Source organism: Mycobacterium sp. UM_CSW (assembly GCF_000455205.1).
GTDB lineage: Bacteria > Actinomycetota > Actinomycetes > Mycobacteriales > Mycobacteriaceae > Mycobacterium.
In genome coordinates this window covers 20,778-36,659 of record NZ_AUWQ01000069.1, presented here as the reverse complement: position 1 = coordinate 36,659, position 15,882 = coordinate 20,778, and the positions used below count along the sequence as shown (strand labels likewise).

At 65.6% G+C, this 15,882-nt stretch carries 16 protein-coding genes; 9 read left to right on the top strand and 7 right to left on the bottom strand.

The window, feature by feature from the left end; translation table 11 throughout:
* Window positions 1–228 precede the first annotated feature (228 nt).
* Window positions 229–1,635, top strand: coding sequence for a nitrate/nitrite transporter (locus N415_RS22305; RefSeq protein WP_068186812.1), 1,407 nt, complete (start codon window positions 229–231; stop codon window positions 1,633–1,635).
* Window positions 1,636–1,676: 41 nt separating this feature from the next.
* Here the strand turns inward: N415_RS22305 and N415_RS22300 are convergent, their stop codons facing one another.
* A complete protein-coding gene (locus N415_RS22300) occupies window positions 1,677–2,012 on the bottom strand; it encodes a hotdog domain-containing protein (RefSeq protein ID WP_343203463.1) in 336 nt (111 codons plus the stop codon).
* A 150-nt stretch (window positions 2,013–2,162) separates the two neighbouring features.
* On the opposite strand from N415_RS22300, the gene N415_RS22295 reads away from it, so the two are divergent.
* The gene (locus tag N415_RS22295; protein WP_068186810.1) at window positions 2,163–3,071 is read left to right on the top strand and encodes an alpha/beta hydrolase; all 909 of its coding nucleotides are present in this window, start codon (window positions 2,163–2,165) and stop codon (window positions 3,069–3,071) included.
* Between the two features lie 405 nt (window positions 3,072–3,476).
* On the top strand, window positions 3,477–3,749 hold the full coding sequence (locus tag N415_RS22290) for a DUF3349 domain-containing protein (protein WP_068134702.1): 273 nt from the start codon (window positions 3,477–3,479) through the stop codon (window positions 3,747–3,749).
* A 258-nt stretch (window positions 3,750–4,007) separates the two neighbouring features.
* On the opposite strand, the gene N415_RS22285 is transcribed toward N415_RS22290, so the two are convergent.
* A complete protein-coding gene (locus tag N415_RS22285) occupies window positions 4,008–5,321 on the bottom strand; it encodes a cytochrome P450 (RefSeq protein WP_068186808.1) in 1,314 nt (437 codons plus the stop codon).
* A 183-nt stretch (window positions 5,322–5,504) separates the two neighbouring features.
* Here N415_RS22285 and N415_RS22280 point away from each other — a divergent pair, with 183 nt between their 5' ends.
* The gene (locus N415_RS22280; RefSeq protein ID WP_068186806.1) at window positions 5,505–5,984 is read left to right on the top strand and encodes a pyridoxamine 5'-phosphate oxidase family protein; all 480 of its coding nucleotides are present in this window, start codon (window positions 5,505–5,507) and stop codon (window positions 5,982–5,984) included.
* 15 nt (window positions 5,985–5,999) lie between these two features.
* Here the strand turns inward: N415_RS22280 and N415_RS22275 are convergent, their stop codons facing one another.
* Window positions 6,000–7,193: an aldose epimerase family protein gene (locus N415_RS22275; protein ID WP_068186804.1), complete on the bottom strand. Its 1,194-nt coding sequence runs from the start codon at window positions 7,191–7,193 to the stop codon at window positions 6,000–6,002.
* 123 nt (window positions 7,194–7,316) lie between these two features.
* Between N415_RS22275 and N415_RS22270 the strand changes: the two genes are divergently transcribed.
* From N415_RS22270 to N415_RS22255, 4 genes are all read left to right on the top strand, one after another.
* Window positions 7,317–8,141, top strand: a complete 825-nt coding sequence (locus N415_RS22270; RefSeq protein WP_068186802.1) for a DUF1707 domain-containing protein — start codon at window positions 7,317–7,319, stop codon at window positions 8,139–8,141.
* Window positions 8,142–8,162: 21 nt separating this feature from the next.
* A complete protein-coding gene (locus N415_RS22265) occupies window positions 8,163–9,014 on the top strand; it encodes a DUF1707 domain-containing protein (RefSeq protein WP_068186800.1) in 852 nt (283 codons plus the stop codon).
* Window positions 9,015–9,092: 78 nt separating this feature from the next.
* Window positions 9,093–9,329 (top strand): hypothetical protein, encoded by a 237-nt coding sequence (locus N415_RS22260; protein WP_068186866.1) that lies wholly within the window; start codon window positions 9,093–9,095, stop codon window positions 9,327–9,329.
* Window positions 9,330–9,378: 49 nt separating this feature from the next.
* Entirely contained in the window at window positions 9,379–10,119 is a 741-nt protein-coding gene (locus tag N415_RS22255) for an SDR family oxidoreductase (protein WP_068186798.1), read from the top strand.
* A gap of 19 nt (window positions 10,120–10,138) precedes the next feature.
* Here the strand turns inward: N415_RS22255 and N415_RS22250 are convergent, their stop codons facing one another.
* Window positions 10,139–12,277: a serine/threonine-protein kinase gene (locus N415_RS22250; RefSeq protein WP_152531523.1), complete on the bottom strand. Its 2,139-nt coding sequence runs from the start codon at window positions 12,275–12,277 to the stop codon at window positions 10,139–10,141.
* A gap of 114 nt (window positions 12,278–12,391) precedes the next feature.
* On the opposite strand from N415_RS22250, the gene N415_RS22245 reads away from it, so the two are divergent.
* Entirely contained in the window at window positions 12,392–13,174 is a 783-nt protein-coding gene (locus N415_RS22245) for a Stf0 family sulfotransferase (protein WP_081665420.1), read from the top strand.
* On the opposite strand, the gene N415_RS22240 is transcribed toward N415_RS22245, so the two are convergent.
* From N415_RS22240 to N415_RS22230, 3 genes are all read right to left on the bottom strand, one after another.
* Window positions 13,159–13,539 carry a DUF4189 domain-containing protein gene (locus N415_RS22240; protein WP_068186792.1) on the bottom strand — a complete coding sequence of 127 codons (381 nt, stop codon included), beginning with the start codon at window positions 13,537–13,539 and terminating at the stop codon, window positions 13,159–13,161. The two genes, N415_RS22245 and N415_RS22240, sit on opposite strands and share 16 nt — an antisense overlap.
* Window positions 13,540–13,621: 82 nt before the next feature.
* Window positions 13,622–14,056 (bottom strand): DUF4383 domain-containing protein, encoded by a 435-nt coding sequence (locus N415_RS22235; RefSeq protein ID WP_068186789.1) that lies wholly within the window; start codon window positions 14,054–14,056, stop codon window positions 13,622–13,624.
* Window positions 14,057–14,227: 171 nt separating this feature from the next.
* A complete protein-coding gene (locus N415_RS22230; protein ID WP_068186788.1) occupies window positions 14,228–15,784 on the bottom strand; it encodes a succinic semialdehyde dehydrogenase in 1,557 nt (518 codons plus the stop codon).
* Between the last annotated feature and the right edge of the window lie 98 nt (window positions 15,785–15,882).

The following is a 15,882-nucleotide window of genomic DNA, read 5'->3' as shown; positions in this document are numbered from 1 at the left end:
ATGAAATGACGTGCGTGGGCCTTCTACTCACCTGTAAGGCGTTGATGATTAACAACTTTGGCTTATCGAGCAACAATTGCCTTGTATCGATTGCGATTTCAGCAGAGTTGCCGCGGCCTATGCGCTGAATTCGTTGTCAACTCACAGCTACTCGTAGGTCACCTCGGAGCTTTCGTGCTTAGCGTCGTCGGGAGCCGCTCTTGGTCACGGAATTTTGGGGGATCGTCGATGAGTCGGGCGCAACGCATTTCGAATTGGGATCCCGAGGACCTCGCGGCTTGGGAGGCCGGCAATAAGAAGATCGCTCGGCGGAACCTGATCTGGTCTGTGTTCGCGATGCACGTCGGCTACTCGGTCTGGTCGATCTGGTCGGTGATGGTGTTGTTCATGCCCAGATCTGTGTACGGCCTTTCGCCGGCCGACAAGCTTCTGCTGGGCGCCACCGCAACCCTCGTCGGAGGCTGCCTGCGCATCCCGTACGCGGCGGCGGTGGCCAAGTTCGGCGGCCGCAACTGGATGGTGTTCTCTTCGCTGGTGCTGTTGATCCCGACAGTCGGCACGATTCTGCTGCTGGCCGATCCGGGTCGGCCGTTATGGATGTATCTGGTGTGTGCAGCGCTAACCGGTATGGGCGGCGGCAATTTCTCCGCGGCGGTCGCCAACGTCAACGTCTTCTACCCCCAGCGACTCAAAGGCGCGGCGCTGGGGATCGCCGGTGGTGGTGGGAACATCGGGGTACCGATGATCCAGGTCATAGGTCTGGTGGTGCTCGCGACCGCCGGCAACCGGCAGCCCTACTGGGTATGTGCGATCTATCTGGTGCTGTTGTCAGTGGCCGCGCTCGGGTCGGCATGCTTCCTGGACAACATGGAATTGCCCCGCGCCGAACACAAACCCACGCGAGCGGCTCTGGTACGGCGCGACACCTGGATCCTGGCGGCACTCTACGTCGCGACCTACGGCTCATTTATCGGATTTTCGTTCGCCTTCGGCGAGGTGCTGGAAATCAACTACATGGCCGCAGGGCAAGGTGCGCTGCAGGCGTCGTTGCACGCCGCCCGGGTCGCCTTCCTCGGACCGCTGCTCGCGTCGCTGGCCCGGATATACGGCGGCAGGCTCTCGGACCGCCTCGGCGGAGGCACCGTCACCCTGGGAGCCCTATTCGCCATGATCGCTGCCATCAGCGCGCTGATCGTGGTGAGCGCACACGCCGACAATCGCTCCGGTCCCTTGAGCGTCACCACCATGACCGGCTACATCGTCGGTTTTATGGCACTTTTTGTCTTGTGCGGGATCGGCAACGGGGCCGTTTACAAGATGATCCCGGCGGTTTTCGAATCGCGCAGCCACTCCATCAAAGCCGCCGAGGCCGAACGCCGCCACTGGGCCCGTGCGATGTCCGGCGCCGTGATCGGAATAGTCGCCGCGGTCGGCACGCTCGGCGGTGTCTTGATCAATCTGGCACTGAGACAGTCCTATCTGACCACAGGCTCGGAAACGACGGCGTTCTGCTTTTTCTTGCTGTGCTACCTCATCGGGTCGGGGCTGACGTGGTGGGTCTACGTGCGACGCCCCTCCGCCGGGGCGAAATCAGAACTCTGCGAATTACCGCTCGCCGAGACCAGTAGTTCATAACGAAGGCAAACTGGCGATCGCGACGGTGCGCCGCAACTTGCTCACCGGCGGAGGAACTTTTCGCGGTCGACTATCACGCGATCGATTTCGCCGCGAGCAACAAGCTGTCCCGAATCGTCAACCGCCTGCACTTCGAACGTCAGGAGTCGCCCCTCGCCCGGTGATCGCGCCTCGGCGGTGACCTCGACGCTGCCGCCTACGTGGGTCGCGCGCCGGTGCTCGATGCGCACCGCGGTGCCAACGGTTGTCTGGCCAGGACCGGTGAAGGGCGCGGCGGCTTGCACCGTGGCCGCTTCCAGCCATGCGATGAGCCGTGGAGTCGCGAGCACCGGCACATCGCCGCTGCCGATCTGTGCGGCGGTGTCGGCGTCGGTCACTTGGTAGCGCATCACTACACGCTAGCGCGCCCGGGAATATGCCTGGCGCCGCTAAGCCATCGTCGACGGCGTCACCGACGAGTATCTCGCTGCAGCGAGGAAGTCTGGTCAATGACGGCTAGCCAATCGGGTCGGCGCATGATGACTGTCATGGACGCTGAACTGAAACGCTGGCTGGACTCGGGCAAGCACTTCGACTACCTCGGCTTCGACATCTTCTACCGCGTCGAGGGCAGCGGGCCTCCGCTGCTGCTGATCCACGGGTACCCGTTCAATTCCTTTGACTGGGCGCCGATCTGGCCCACGCTGACGAAGCGGTTCACCGTCGTCGCGCCGGACATGATGGGCATGGGATTTTCCGCCAAACCGACAAACTACCAATACTCGGTGCACGACCACGCCGACATGCACGAAGCGCTGCTGGCCCACCTGAACATCAGCAACGCGCACATCCTGGCCCACGACATCGGCGATTCCGTCGGCCAAGAACTGTTGGCCCGCCACGAGTTCGGCCAACAGACGTACGGCGAATGGCGCATCGACTCGATCACCTGGCTCAACGGCGGCATGTTCATCGAGGCCTACACGCCCCGGGCGGCCCAGAAATTGATGTCGGGCACCCCGCTGGGCGACCTGTTCAGCCCTGTGCAGGGCAGCCCGCTGGCACGACGACTGCTCGAGCCGACAATGCGCGAGATGTTCGGCCCCAACACCAAACCGACCCCGCACATGATGACCGTGTTCAACCAGATCCTGGACTACAACGACGGGCGCCGGGTGCTGCACAAGGTCGGCCGATTCATCAACGACCGCTACACGCATCGCAACCGGTGGGTGCGCGCCATGCGCCAGACCACGATCCCGATGCGGTTGATCGACGGGCCCGTCGACCCCAACTCCGGTGCCCACATGGCGCGCCGCTACGCCGAGGTGATCCCCGACCCCGACGTGGTGATGCTCGCCGACGACATCGGGCACTGGCCACAAATCGAGGCGCCCGACGAAGTACTACGGCACTTCCTCGCCCACATCGACCGAATCGCGCGGCTGAACGAATAGGTACTCGTCTGCGGGCCTCCTCGCATCGGAAGGCTCGTAATCCACAAATGGCGGCGCGATCGCCGAACACGACATTTGTTGCGCCGCGCGGTCGGGGTGTCCTTGTACACATCGAACACGCGAATATCGTTGATGCTAATGGGGGTGCAACAACTGCCGGCGAGTCAGCCCGAAGCCCGCCTTCGACGAGTCGTATCTCGGCCACGCAGTCAATTCGACGGCCCGCCTACGTACCAGAGGGAAGCGGTGGCCTCGATGTCACGCGTGCGCGGAGCTTGGATCCGCGACAGCACTTCCGCCGCTTCACATCTCCGCGAGGCTGGCGAAGGTGCGGGCTTGTTGGGTTAGGCTATGAGCTGCGCTGATCCGTAGCTTTAGCGGCTGTCGCGGGGGTGTCAGGTGAGCTTGAGTGATTTGGCGGCGAGGTTTGTGGCGTTCATTCGAGCCGGCTACCCGCACGGCATCCCCAAGACCGACTGCAGAGCGCTCCTGGCATTGTTGCGGCGTCGGTTATCCGAGGACGAGGTAGCTGCAGTGGCCAGAGACCTGGTGGCTCGCGGCGAGTTGAAAATCGCCGATATTGGCGCGACCATCGCGTGGTTCAGTGACAAACCGGCCACAGCGGCAGACCTTGAACGTGTCCAGCGCCGCCTTAGGGGTGATTGGCTGTCGCGTTGATCCCGACCAATTCGGCGTAGGTGTTGCTCGGCGGTTTTCCATCACTTGTGAGCTTCGCAGTGGAGCACGCCGGCGGGTGGGGCCGCGTCGCGCGCACTGGTACATGCTGCGGGGAACGCCGCTCCATCGAGGAACGCGAGGAACTGCTCGACGAACGCCTGAGATCATCAAGTCACGCCGCGACGGCAGCTAACTCAAATCTCGTCGTCGACGAGTTCGCCGATAATCAGCGAATGGCGAGAGTGGGCGGATCTGTCCTCACCGGCTGACGTCAACCCTCGCCGGCCTCAGGGTGACGGGCAACTCCTTGATCCCGCGCAGCAGGGTGCTGTCGTTCGGGATCGGCTCGCCGGCCAGGGCCAGCTGGGGGAAGCGTTCGAACAGCGCCTGCAGGCCGATCTGCAGTTCCATGCGGGCGAGCGACGCGCCGAGGCAGCTGTGGATGCCGCTGCCGAAGCCGATGTGTTCGCGGGCGTTGCCACGGGCGGTGTCGAATTCGTTGGGACGTTCGAAGACGGCCGGATCGCGGTTGGCCCCGCCAATCAGAAGGAACATCGTCGAGCCTTCCTGCACGGTATGTCCGTCGATCTCAACGGTTTCGGTAGCCACCCGGGCCGCGATATGCGCCACGGAGTCGTAGCGCAGCACCTCCTCGACCGCGTTCGGCCAGCCCTCCGGATGCTCCTGCAGCCGCGCGAGCTGATCGCAATGCCCGACCAGCGCCACCACCGCGTTGCCGAACGCATGGGTGGTGGTGATGAACCCGGCGCCCAGCAGCAGCCCCGCGAACATCCTCACCTCGGTCTCGGTGAGGTCGCCGTCGTGCACGACGGCGGACAGGATGCTGTCCTCGGCGCGGCCCCGACGTAGGCGCTCGATATGCGCGCCGAGGAAGTTTTCGAACTCGCGCAACGCCGCGACGGCGGTCCGGTACTCGCGCCAGGACGGGGACGTGCTGTTAAGGATTTTGGTGCCGGGCTCGGCGAATGTTTGGAGGTAGGGCGCCTCGTCGCGCGAAATGCCCAGCATCTCGACGATGACGGCGATGGGGATCTGGGAGGCATAGGCGGCGATCAAATCGCATTGGTTGCTGCCTTCGAGATCGTCGAGCAGGGCGTCGGCGATCTCCTGAATACCCTGACGAAGTCCCTCAATCGCCCTAGGGGTAAATGCCCGCGACACCAAGCGCCGCAACCGCGCATGCTCGGGTGGATCGGCAACAAGCAAAGACGGCGGTTCCACGCCATTCAGCACGCCAGGGTTGGTTTTCGCGAACATCCGCTGAACGACGGGAAACGGCGACCGGTCCCATGGTTTCGGGGTCCGGAACCTGTCGTCGCGCAGCACGTCGCGGACAATCCGCGCGTCGGCGGTGACCCACCCGCCCACCACCGCGCAGATACGTCCCCGTTGGCGTATCTGCTCGATACGGCGATTCACTTCGTCGGGCTGACCGCTTTGGATTAACAGCTGGGAAAAAGGATCGCCCCGGCGCGCGAGCAATTTCAGCGTCCAACGCGGCAGTCCATATCCCAGCAGCCAATGCACCCGGGTCTTGATGTCGGCATTCATATTCGCCCCTGCCTCCGGCTACCGATGAGGCTAGCGGTCAACCAGCGACGATACGTGTCAAAGAAACGCGCCGGAATCTAGCGGGATCGCACAATTGCGGCGGGCCATTCTGAGGGGGCGCGACCGGTCGAAGCTCACCCGGACGATCCACCTGCGTCCGCACCGGGTAGCTATACCGGTGTGATGGACAAACAGGAGTTGGCTCGGGAGCTCGGCCACCCCGACGCCCAGAAATTGCTTTCCGGTTCAATGGCCCGGCTCGCCTACAACGGCCACGATGGCTTCCCGCGAGTCATCCCCGTCGGGTTCTACTGGACCGGCGAACGCATCGTCATCTCGACGGCACCGACCTCCCCGAAAGCCCGCGCGCTAGCCTCCCGTCCGAAAGTCGCGCTGACGATCGACACCGGCTCCACCCCCGAAGAGGCGAAGGCGCTGTTGGTCCGTGGCCTTGCCACACTGCAAACCGTCGACGGCGTCACCGACGAGTACCTCGCCGCGGCGAGGAGGTCGATGGACGAAGCGCAGCTTGCCGAGTTCGAACGCAACGTGCGATCGACGTATCCGGAGATGGTGCGGATCTCGATCGAGCCGCATTGGGCGCGGTTCTATGACTTTGGCGCCGGCCGGGTACCCGCGTTCCTTGCGGAGCTTTCGCGTTGAAACTCGCCAGGCGAGTCACTCGGCGCCGAAGGCGAAGACGGTTGTCGAATCGTAGCTCTGGCCCGGCTCGAGCGTGGTGCTCGGGAAGTTCGGGTGATTCGGAGAATCGGGGTAGTGCTGGGTCTCCATCGTGAATCCGGCGCCCTGCCGGTAGCTGTGCCCGCTGGTGCCCGTGAACGCCCCGTCGAGGAAGTTGGACGTGTAGAACTGCACGCCGGGCTCGGTGGTGGAAACCGTCAGGGTGCGTCCCGACTTCGGGTCTTGGGCCCTGGCCGCCTGCACCAGCCCGGTGTTGTTGCCGCGGTTGATCACCCAGTTGTGGTCGTAACCGTGGGCGAGCAACAACTGCGGGTCATTCGTGGTGATACGCGCGCCGATCGCGGTCGGCGAGGTGAAGTCGAAGGGTGTGCCCTTCACCGGGGCGATCTGCCCGGTCGGGATCTGCGTGGGGTCGGTCGGAAGGTAGCTGTCGGCATTGATGGTGACCTTCTGGTCGTAGACGTCGAGCGTGTCCTCACCTGCCAGGTTGAAGTAGCTGTGATTGGTCAGGTTGATCACGGTCGGCGCGTCGGTGGTCGCGTGGTAGTCGATGCGCAGTTCGTTGTTCTGGTCGACGGTGTAGGTGACGGTGGTCGTCAGCGTTCCGGGATAGCCCATTTCGCCTGCGGGGCTGACATATTGGAGCTTGAGGCTTACGCGGTCGCTACCGTTCTGCTGACTTGCCTGCCACACCTTTGTATCGAAGCCCGAGGTGCCGCCGTGCAGGCTGTTGCCGTTGTTGTTGGTGGGCAAGTGATACTCGTTGCCGTTCAACGTGAATGCGCCCTTGGCGATCCGGTTGCCATAGCGGCCCACGATGGCGCCGAAATAGGTCTTGGCGGATCCCGTGTTGTTCACGTAGCCGGCCAGGGTCGGAAAGCCCAGCACCACATTACCGACGTTTCGGGCGCGATCGGGGATCTCGATGGACTGAATGATGCCGCCGTAGTTCAGGATTCGCACACGCATGCCGCGCCCGCTGGCGAGCGCGTAGCGGGTCACCGGGTTGCCATCCACCTGACCGAACGGCTCGCTGGTGATCGACGGCGGTCCGGCGGGGATCGAGGCGCCGCCGTTGCCCGTAGTGGAGTTTGTCGTCGGGTGGCTACACGCCGCCAAGCCCGCTACACCGGCGATGGCGATCGGTCGAAGTAACCGTCTGCCGCGCATCGGCTCTCCTCGCACTCGTCCGACCCCGGAGGAGGATAGCGCTAGCAACGCACGGATCGACCTGATCGGCACACTCAGTCTTGGCGGCGTCGACCTCGTGCATCCTCGGTTACGCTCACCCTCGTGTCCGCCGGATACATCAGGGCTACCGACAGTGACCGCGACGAGACCGGACGGGTGCTGGACGCGGCGCTGAGCGACGGCCAGCTCTCGATGGAGGAATACCGCCAGCGGGTAAGCGCCGCGCGCCGTGCCGCCACCGTCGGCGAACTCGGGTCGCTCGTGGAAGACCTCCAGATGCAGACCGCCCCTGCCCAACCCCCTACGCCGACCAGTCGACGGGGCATCCTGATAGCCGGCGTTGCTGTGTTGGCGCTCGCGGGCCTCGGTATCGGCTGGAAATTGCTCGGCAACAACACTTCGCCGTCGCCATCCGCCTCGCCTCCAACCGCCACCAGCACCGCGGCGATCACCCCGACGACGCCGCCGCCACCGCCGCCACCGCCACCACTGCAACTGCAGACCGTCGACGGGCTGACGGGGCTGTTGGCGCAAATGCGAAAAGAGATCGGTGACACCATGGGCTACCGGCTGGTGGTCTACTCGGATCATGCGGACCTCGACCGTCCCAACCCCCAGGACGCTCACGACGCGGTGACCTACCACTACACCAGGAGCGGCTGGTCGCAATGGGGTGCCAGCGCCATTCCGTCCACCTCGACCGCGGGTGACTTGAGCAAGTTCAACGTGCAGGAAGTGCTGAACGTAATGCGCGGGGCTGCGCAGACCCTCTACGTCCCCGGCGCCAACAACACCTACCTGATGATCGAATCCGCCAAGGACGGCAGCCTCGCCCTTTCGATCTACGTGTTTAGAGACCGCGACGGCGGCTACATCGAGCTGAACGCGGACGGCACCGTCCGGTCGATCAAACCTCTCACCAACTGATCCACCTTCTAGGATCTTCCCGTGGCCACCGCAAACACCCGGGCTACCGACAGCAACCGTGTCGACACCTGCCAGCTGCTGGATCTGGCGCTGAGCGACGGCCAGCTGTCGATGGAGGAGCACCGCCAGCGGGTAAGCGCCGCGACCAACGCCACCACCCTCGGCGAGCTGCAGTCGCTGGTATCCGACCTGCAGATCCGCCGCGCCCCAGCCCAATTCCCCAGCCTCAAATCGCTAGCCAGCCGCCGGGGGATACAGATCGCCGTGCTCTTGGTAGTCGGGGTACTGGGCGTCGGCATCGCCTGGGGTCTGTACGGCGACACGAATAACGCAACCCCCGATAACGGCGCCCAGCCAGCCGTCGCCAGCCCGGTGGTAGTCGCGCCGCCGCCGCCAACGGAGGCACCAACCGTCGCATCGCCGCAATCATCGACACAGCCTCAGACACCCACGCAACTGATGACCCTGGGCGGGCTGTCGGGCTTAGTTGCCGAAATTCGGACGAAATTCGGGGACACGATGGGCTACGAGCTGGCGGTCTATCCCGATTACGCCATCATCACGCGCCCCGACTCGATCAATGCGCACAAAACCGTGGAATTCATGTTCAAGGGCGGGTGGAGCACGTTCAGCACCACCACCATCCCGATGGACACGGCCCTTGGCGACATTGGCAAATTCGACGTCCAGGCCGTCATGGGTGCACTTCACGCGGCGCCCCAAACACTCCATATAGACGGCGGCTACCCCAAGTACATCAGCATTCAATCCGCCCAAGACGGGACCCTGCGCATCGAGCTCTACATCGCCAACGGTCAGACCGAGCGCTACCTCATGGTCAACGCCGACGGCAGCATCCGGCCGGACTTCTGATCGGGCAGCCGCACTTATTGGCCGAGGTGTATCTCGCGCGTGACCTTCCCGCGACTGCGACGAAGGACGCTGATCGTCATGGCGGTATTGGCGCTACTGTGCGCACTCGCAACCGCGACATGCTTCGGCTACTACCTGGGTCGGCGAGCCGGCTCGCGGCCGCCGACCTGGAAGCAGCGCACGAGTCGGGTGGCGCTGGGCAGGCTCGCGATCAGCCTGCTCGTGGCGGTCACCGCGCGTCGCATCCTGAGGCTGAGAACCGTTGGGCCCGTTGATTTTCTGCGCGCCAGCATGGCGCGGATCGTCTCGTACTGAGGGCGCGATGTAGCCTTTGAAGCCCGTCACCGCACCAAGAAGGGCCGATATGTCAGCACTGCAAGGCAAGGTCGCGTTGGTCACCGGCGCGTCGTCGGGCCTGGGCGCGGAAACCGCCCGGCTGTTTTCCCGGCAGGGCGCAACGGTTTTCGGCATCGGCCGCGACACCGAACGCCTGGCCGCGGTATTCAATGACGTGGAACGCGGTTCGTACGCCTCGGTGGACGTCGCTTCGCCGCAGGCCTGCAGGGACGCGGTCGAGCAGTGCGTCCAAGAGTTCGGCGGACTCGACGCCCTGGTCAACGTCGCCGGCAAGCACCAGATGCGCCGAACCGAGTCGATGACCGACGACGACTGGGCACAAGATCTTGCGGTCAACCTCAACGGACCGTTCTACCTGTGCCGGGCCGCGCTACCCCATCTGCTCGAACGAGGCGGCAACATCGTCAACGTCGGCTCGATTGCCGGTGTCGAGGGCCAGGCGTACTCGGCCGGCTACTGCGCCGCCAAGCACGGGTTGATCGGACTCACCCGCGCGCTGGCGGTCGAATACACCGCAGATCGCTTGCGCGTCAACGCCGTATGCCCGGGCGGCATGCTCACACCGCAAATCGAACACTTCAGCGCGCCGGAGAACCCCAACTACGACCTGATCCTGCGCACGGCCTCACCGCGCGGCATGATGCAGCCCCTCGACGTCGCGAATGTGATCGCGTTCCTCGCCAGCGACGCCGCGGCCGCCGTCCATGGCGCCGTCTATCGCGTCGACAACGGCAAGGGTGCCGGCTAGTACTACCCGGTGGTGCCGTTCACTGCTTGGTGCCCGCCAAGGTGCTAAGGCACTTAGAAGTCTGATATGTGACGTCGCGGATGACGGTGCGACCGCCTTCGGTGGCGAAGACACCCCGCATGGTGCCGCCCCCTCTTCCGGCGGGCCCGCCGCTGGCCTGGAATGATCCATCGGCGTTCAGGGTGCCGGTGAGAGCGAACCCAGCGTCAAGATGGAGGGTCAGTGCGCTGCCCTCATGAGTCACGGTCATCGTGCGGTCGCTCAGTGTTCCCTGGCAGCTGTCGCTCAGCCGGTGCATCACGTAGGTGCCGTCAATCTCGAGCTGGTTCGCCGGTCCGGGTGGCGGGTTGGGCGCGGGTTGGGGCGGTGGGAGGGGTTGGCTGCGTGGGGTGTCGTCGGCGCCAATGGTTCCTGCCGGCCGATTGAAGGGTTGCCCGGTGACGACGTCGATGAGGACGAAGACGGTGATGGTCACGCTGCTGGGCTGGACGGCGGCGAGCGCCGTGGGCTTATAGCCAGCCCAGGCCGTGCCGACAGGTTTCGGATCGCCTGACAGAGCGGCCGGCGCGGTCAGGGGGTTGCCGCAGTAACAGCGGGCGCGGGGAACCCCGTGGGCGTCGACGAACACCGCGGTGCCCGCTTGGAAGACCGATTGCAGGGTGGTGGGGTGTGTTCCGTCGAATCCGTGGTTGGTGACCCGGGTGTCCAACCGCAGCAGCACGGGGGTGAGTTCGCGCAAGTAGGTAGGGATGTCGGCGGGGGCCAACGGACGTCCACCACTCCAATACAGGGTGGGGTCGGTATTGAGCGCCTCGACGAACGCGCCGGCCTGGGCAGGGTGGCCGCCCAGAAAGGCGATCATCTTTTCGCGGTCGCACTCGGCGTTGTTGAGGGTCCCGCCGTAGAGGCCGTCGCGGTCGCCGGGCAGTGGCTGGGTGGCCACCGGGGCACCGCCGCCCTGCGGCTGGAGTGTGGGCGGCGGCTGCGTGTTGGTCGGCGGCGGCGATCCCGCGGGGGGCATGAACGCGTTCGCCCCGGGGTCGGTGGCCCCGGTGAGCACCAGCTCGGCGGCGGTTGCCGTGGGCGACATGCCATTTCGGAGCAGCACCACGCCGACACCCGCACCGGCGATCAGCAGCACCACCGCCAGCGCGATCAACCCCTTGCGCTTCGACCGGGTCGTCGGTGGCGGCGCGCCAGCGACCCCGTGCGTGGGGGTGTCCCGCGGCTCGGGCGCCTGGCGCAATTGGGTGGGAAGCTGCCCCGGCGAGAGCGTGCCGTTCTGCGCGACGACGGTCGCGTCCGATCCGGCGGAGTCGAGGGCGTGTTGTGCGGCGGAGGCCAGTGCCGCGCAGGTGGGGTATCGCTGGGTGCGGTCTTTGGCAAGCGCGCGTTCGATGACCCCGTCCATTTCCGCGGGTATGCCGGGGGTTTGGCTGGGTCGCGGGGGAGGCAGGTACAGGTGGCCGTGCATCAACTGTTCGGGGGTATGGCCGGGGAAGGGCGGAGATCCGGTGAGCAGGCTGTACAGGGTGCAGCCGAGGGCGTACTCGTCGGCGCGCGCGTCGAGGATGATCGCGGGGTCGAGTTGCTCGGGGGCCGCGTACTGCAGGCTGCCGTGGAACATGCCCGTCGCGGTGAGTCCGGTGCGGTCATCGAGGGCTTTGGCAATGCCGAAGTCGGCCAGCAGAACTCGTTCGGCCTCGCCGGCGGCGGGTCGGGTGAGCATGATGTTAGCGGGCTTGACGTCCCGGTGCAGCACGTCGCGGGCGTGCGCGAAATCGAGTGCCTTGGCGGTCTCGGAGATGATCCGGACGGCGCGCGCCGCCGGCATCGGACCGTCGCGTACCACCGCCGCGGCGTCGGAACCATCGATGTACTGCATCGCGATCCACAACTGCCCGTCCTGGTCACCCCGGTCGTAAACCGCGACGATATTCGGATGGTCGAGGCGGGCAATGTGGTCCGCCTCGCGCAGGAAGCGGGCACCCACGTCGTCGTCGTCCGTCACGGCGCGGGTGAGCAGCTTCAGGGCCACCAGTTTCGGCAGGTTGGGGTGGCGGGCGAGGTAGACCGCGCCCATTCCGCCGGCGCCGAGCAGTCTTTCGATTGTGTAGCCGGCGAAGACCTGACCGGGCTGCAACCGTGCTTGTGCCATGACCACCGCCTCGCCGGTTACGATCGCTCGCCCCTATGGTCGCACCCGACGACGGTTGGACAGGCCTGTTTGCGCGGGGCGCCTACGCTTCAATGGACACGTCCGAGGAGGCCTATGCGACACGCGAGCTATGTCATCGCCTCCACCCCTCGTTCGGGTAGTTCGTTTTTGGCCGCCGGGCTCGTTGCGACGGGAGTTGCCGGACGTCCCGAGGAGTATTTCGCCGCAGACCACATCACGGCCTACAAAGAAGACCTGGGGCTGCCGGTGGACTGCTCGTGGACCGAATACCTGACAAGGGTCAGAGCGTTCGCGGCGACGCAGAACGGCCTGTGGGGCTTCAAGATCCACTGGCGGGACGTCGTCTCGCTGGCACAGGCCCTAGGGTTTCGTGCAGATCCGGGCGCGGTGCTCGAGACGCTTTTTCCGACAGCGGTTTTCGTGAACATCGTCCGCGTCGATCGGCGCGCCCAGGCCATCTCGCTGTTTCGCGCCGAGACGACGGGCGAGTGGTTCCGTTCTCCGGGACCGCCGACGACGGAACGTCCCTGGGGGCTATATCTGGGCAGGCCCACGCCGCAGCGGCCCGCGGTCGACCTCGCCGCCGTCGCGCCGACGCGCGAGCAGATCACCGAGATGGAACGCAGCCTCGGCGCCGAACAGGCGGCGTGGACCGACTACTTCACCACCCGGCGTCCCGAAGTTCTCACGGTCCAGTACGAAGAGCTCGACGAGAACTATCCCAACGAGATCGCGCGCGTGCTGCAATTCCTCGGCGTCGACCCCGCACATGCGACCGGTGTGCCCAAGCCTCCGCTCGAGCGTCAGTCCGACCACATCAACGAACACTGGCGGCGACGGATCGACGACGAGGAACGCCGCTACCCGGTGCAGTGAACCTCGACGACGCTGCCGGACGAGACCTTGGCCAGCGCGCCCCGCTGAGCGGCTACCGGGGTCAACCCCCAGTCGGCGCCCCAACCGCGGGGCCCGAGAGCCAAGGCGGTGCAACCGTTTCGGGCCCATGACGCGACCGTGCAGCCGGCGCCGTGCCGCTGGCAGTTGCCCAGCGCGATGTGGGTGGCCTCCTCCATGGTGCTGGCGTTGTTGGCCCAGCCCGTCCAGCCGGTCACGGGGGAGTAGGCGATCACGGCGAAGCGGTCGACGGCCGCGGCCTGCGCGGCGGGCGATGACATGAACGCAGCGCCGAAGAAAGCGAGGGCGGTCAAGACGATCAGGGCGTAGATGCGGTGGCGGGTCATAGCGGAACCTCGTGAGTCGTTTCCAGTGGACGAACTCACCATCCGCCGCGCCGCTTGGCGGATCCTCAACAAATCCTTGGCGCTACCGCGCCTTTCGCAGATCGGCGAGCGAGTTGCGCAACCCACCGTCCAACCGGATCTGTATGGCCGCCACCGCGAGCATCACCGCGGCGGTCACCAGGTGCACCACCGCGTCGGTGGTGTTGTTGGGGAAGGTGAAGACGAACGCAACCTGATGCGAGAAGAACGCCCAAATGCCCGGCAGCGCACCGGCAATCGCCGCGGCGATCAGATACAGCACCGCCCACGACTTGCGCAGCGCGAACACCAGACCCGGGCCGAACAGGGCCAGGCCGGCGACGGCGTGCCAGCCGTTGTAGTCCATGCCGAGCAGCTGGACGGTCGGCGCATTGGGGCCCGTCGCGAAGCTGGGCTCCATGACGAACCCGACCACCGCCTGGATGACGTGCAGGACACAGATGATCAGCAGCCCGATCTGGGCGAAACTCCACCTCACGTTGCACCTCCTTGTGCACGGTGGGATGCCCTAGATACTACGCTCGGTAGTAGACGCTGACAATGACGACCTGCGCGCCGAGACTGCAACTACGCACACTCGTTTCGGCGTGTCGTGTGCGTGGTGTAAGTGTCGCGATGGCCTGTCAGAGGCCGCCGAAGGCCGGACCCGTCACTTCCGCCCGGGAAGCTTCATCATTGTGCGCACGACGGGCACCAGCGACTTCTGCCAGAGGGTCGGCGGAATGCCGCGCGGCGGGTCGAGATTGAACACCCGCGCCGCGGCGATCGTCTGCGATTCGGTGTACTTCAGCAGGCCCTCGGCACCGTGGCGGCGCCCAACGCCGGACTGGCCCATCCCGCCCATCGGGGCGCCGAGGCTGCCCCACGCGAACGCGTAACCCTCGTCGACGTTCACCGTCCCCGAGCGCAGCCGGGCGGCGATCTCCTGGCCCTCCGCGGTGGACCCGGCCCACACGCTGGCGTTCAGGCCGTACTCGGTGTCGTTGGCCTTCTCGACGGCCTCGTCCACGTCGGCGACGGGGTAGATCGAAACCAGCGGCCCGAACGTCTCGTTGGCCGCACACTCCATCTCCGGTGTGACGTCGGTCAGCACCGTCGGCTCGTAGAATAGCGGTCCGATGTCGGGTCGCGGCTTGCCGCCCGCAATCACCTTGGCGCCCTTGGCTTTCGCGTCGTCCACGTGGTCGGTCACGGTGTCGAGCTGGCTCGCCGAGATCAGACTGCCCATGTCGACCGAGAAGTCATACGCGGTGCCGAGCTTCATGTTTCGCACCGCGGCGCCGAACTTGTTGGTGAACTCGTCGGCGACGTCCTTTTCGACGTAGATGCGCTCGATGGAGATGCACAGCTGACCCGCATTGGAGAAGCACGCGCGGGTGGCCGCCTTGGCGGCCTTGTCCAGGTTGGCCCCGCGCGTGACGATCATCGCGTTCTTCCCGCCCAGCTCGGCCGAGAAGCCGATGAGCCGACGGCCCGCGTGCTCGGCGAGCTGCCTGCCGGTGGCCGTCGAGCCGGTGAACATCAAGTAGTCGCAGTTCTCGATGATCGCGGTGCCGACCACCGAGCCCGGCCCGGGCACGATCGCGTACAGCGCCCGCGGCAGCCCGGCCTGGTACAACAGCTCGGCGCACGCCAGCGCGCAGTACGGCGTCTGACTGTCGGGCTTGAGCACCACCGCGTTGCCCGCCACCAGCGCGGGCACCGAGTCGGACGCGGTGAGCGTCATGGGGTAGTTCCACGGCGAGATCACCCCCACGACGCCCTTGGGCTGGTAGATGACGGTCGTCTTGCCGACCGCCGGGAGCAGCGCCTGCACCTTGCGCGGCTTCAACAGGTCGGCGGCCACGTTCACGTAGTAGTTGGCGTTGGCCATCAGATCGACGATTTCCTCCTGCGCCGCCCAGCGGGCCTTGCCCGCCTCGGCCTGCAGGAGATCCATCAGGAACTGGCGGTTCTCGATGACCAGGTCGCGGTAGCGACGGATGACGTCCACCCGCTCGGCGACCGGGCGCTTCGCCCAGTCGATCTGCGCCGCGCGGGCCTCGGCGAAAGCGGCTTCGACGTCGGCGGCCGTGCCGATGGGGATCGTGGTCAGCGGTTTACCGGTGAAAACCTCGTCGATCGTCTTGGTCTCGCGTGCGGTGATGTCCTTGATCGCGACCAGTTGACGCAGGCGGTCGAAGACCTCAGCTGACGGTGCGGGCATGGCGTTACCTCTCGAAAAAGCGCAGGCGTGCAAAACACCAGCCTAGGCCCGGCGGACCCGGGCCGGTAACGGTTGGGGCACGGTCCGGTTGCCCCGCG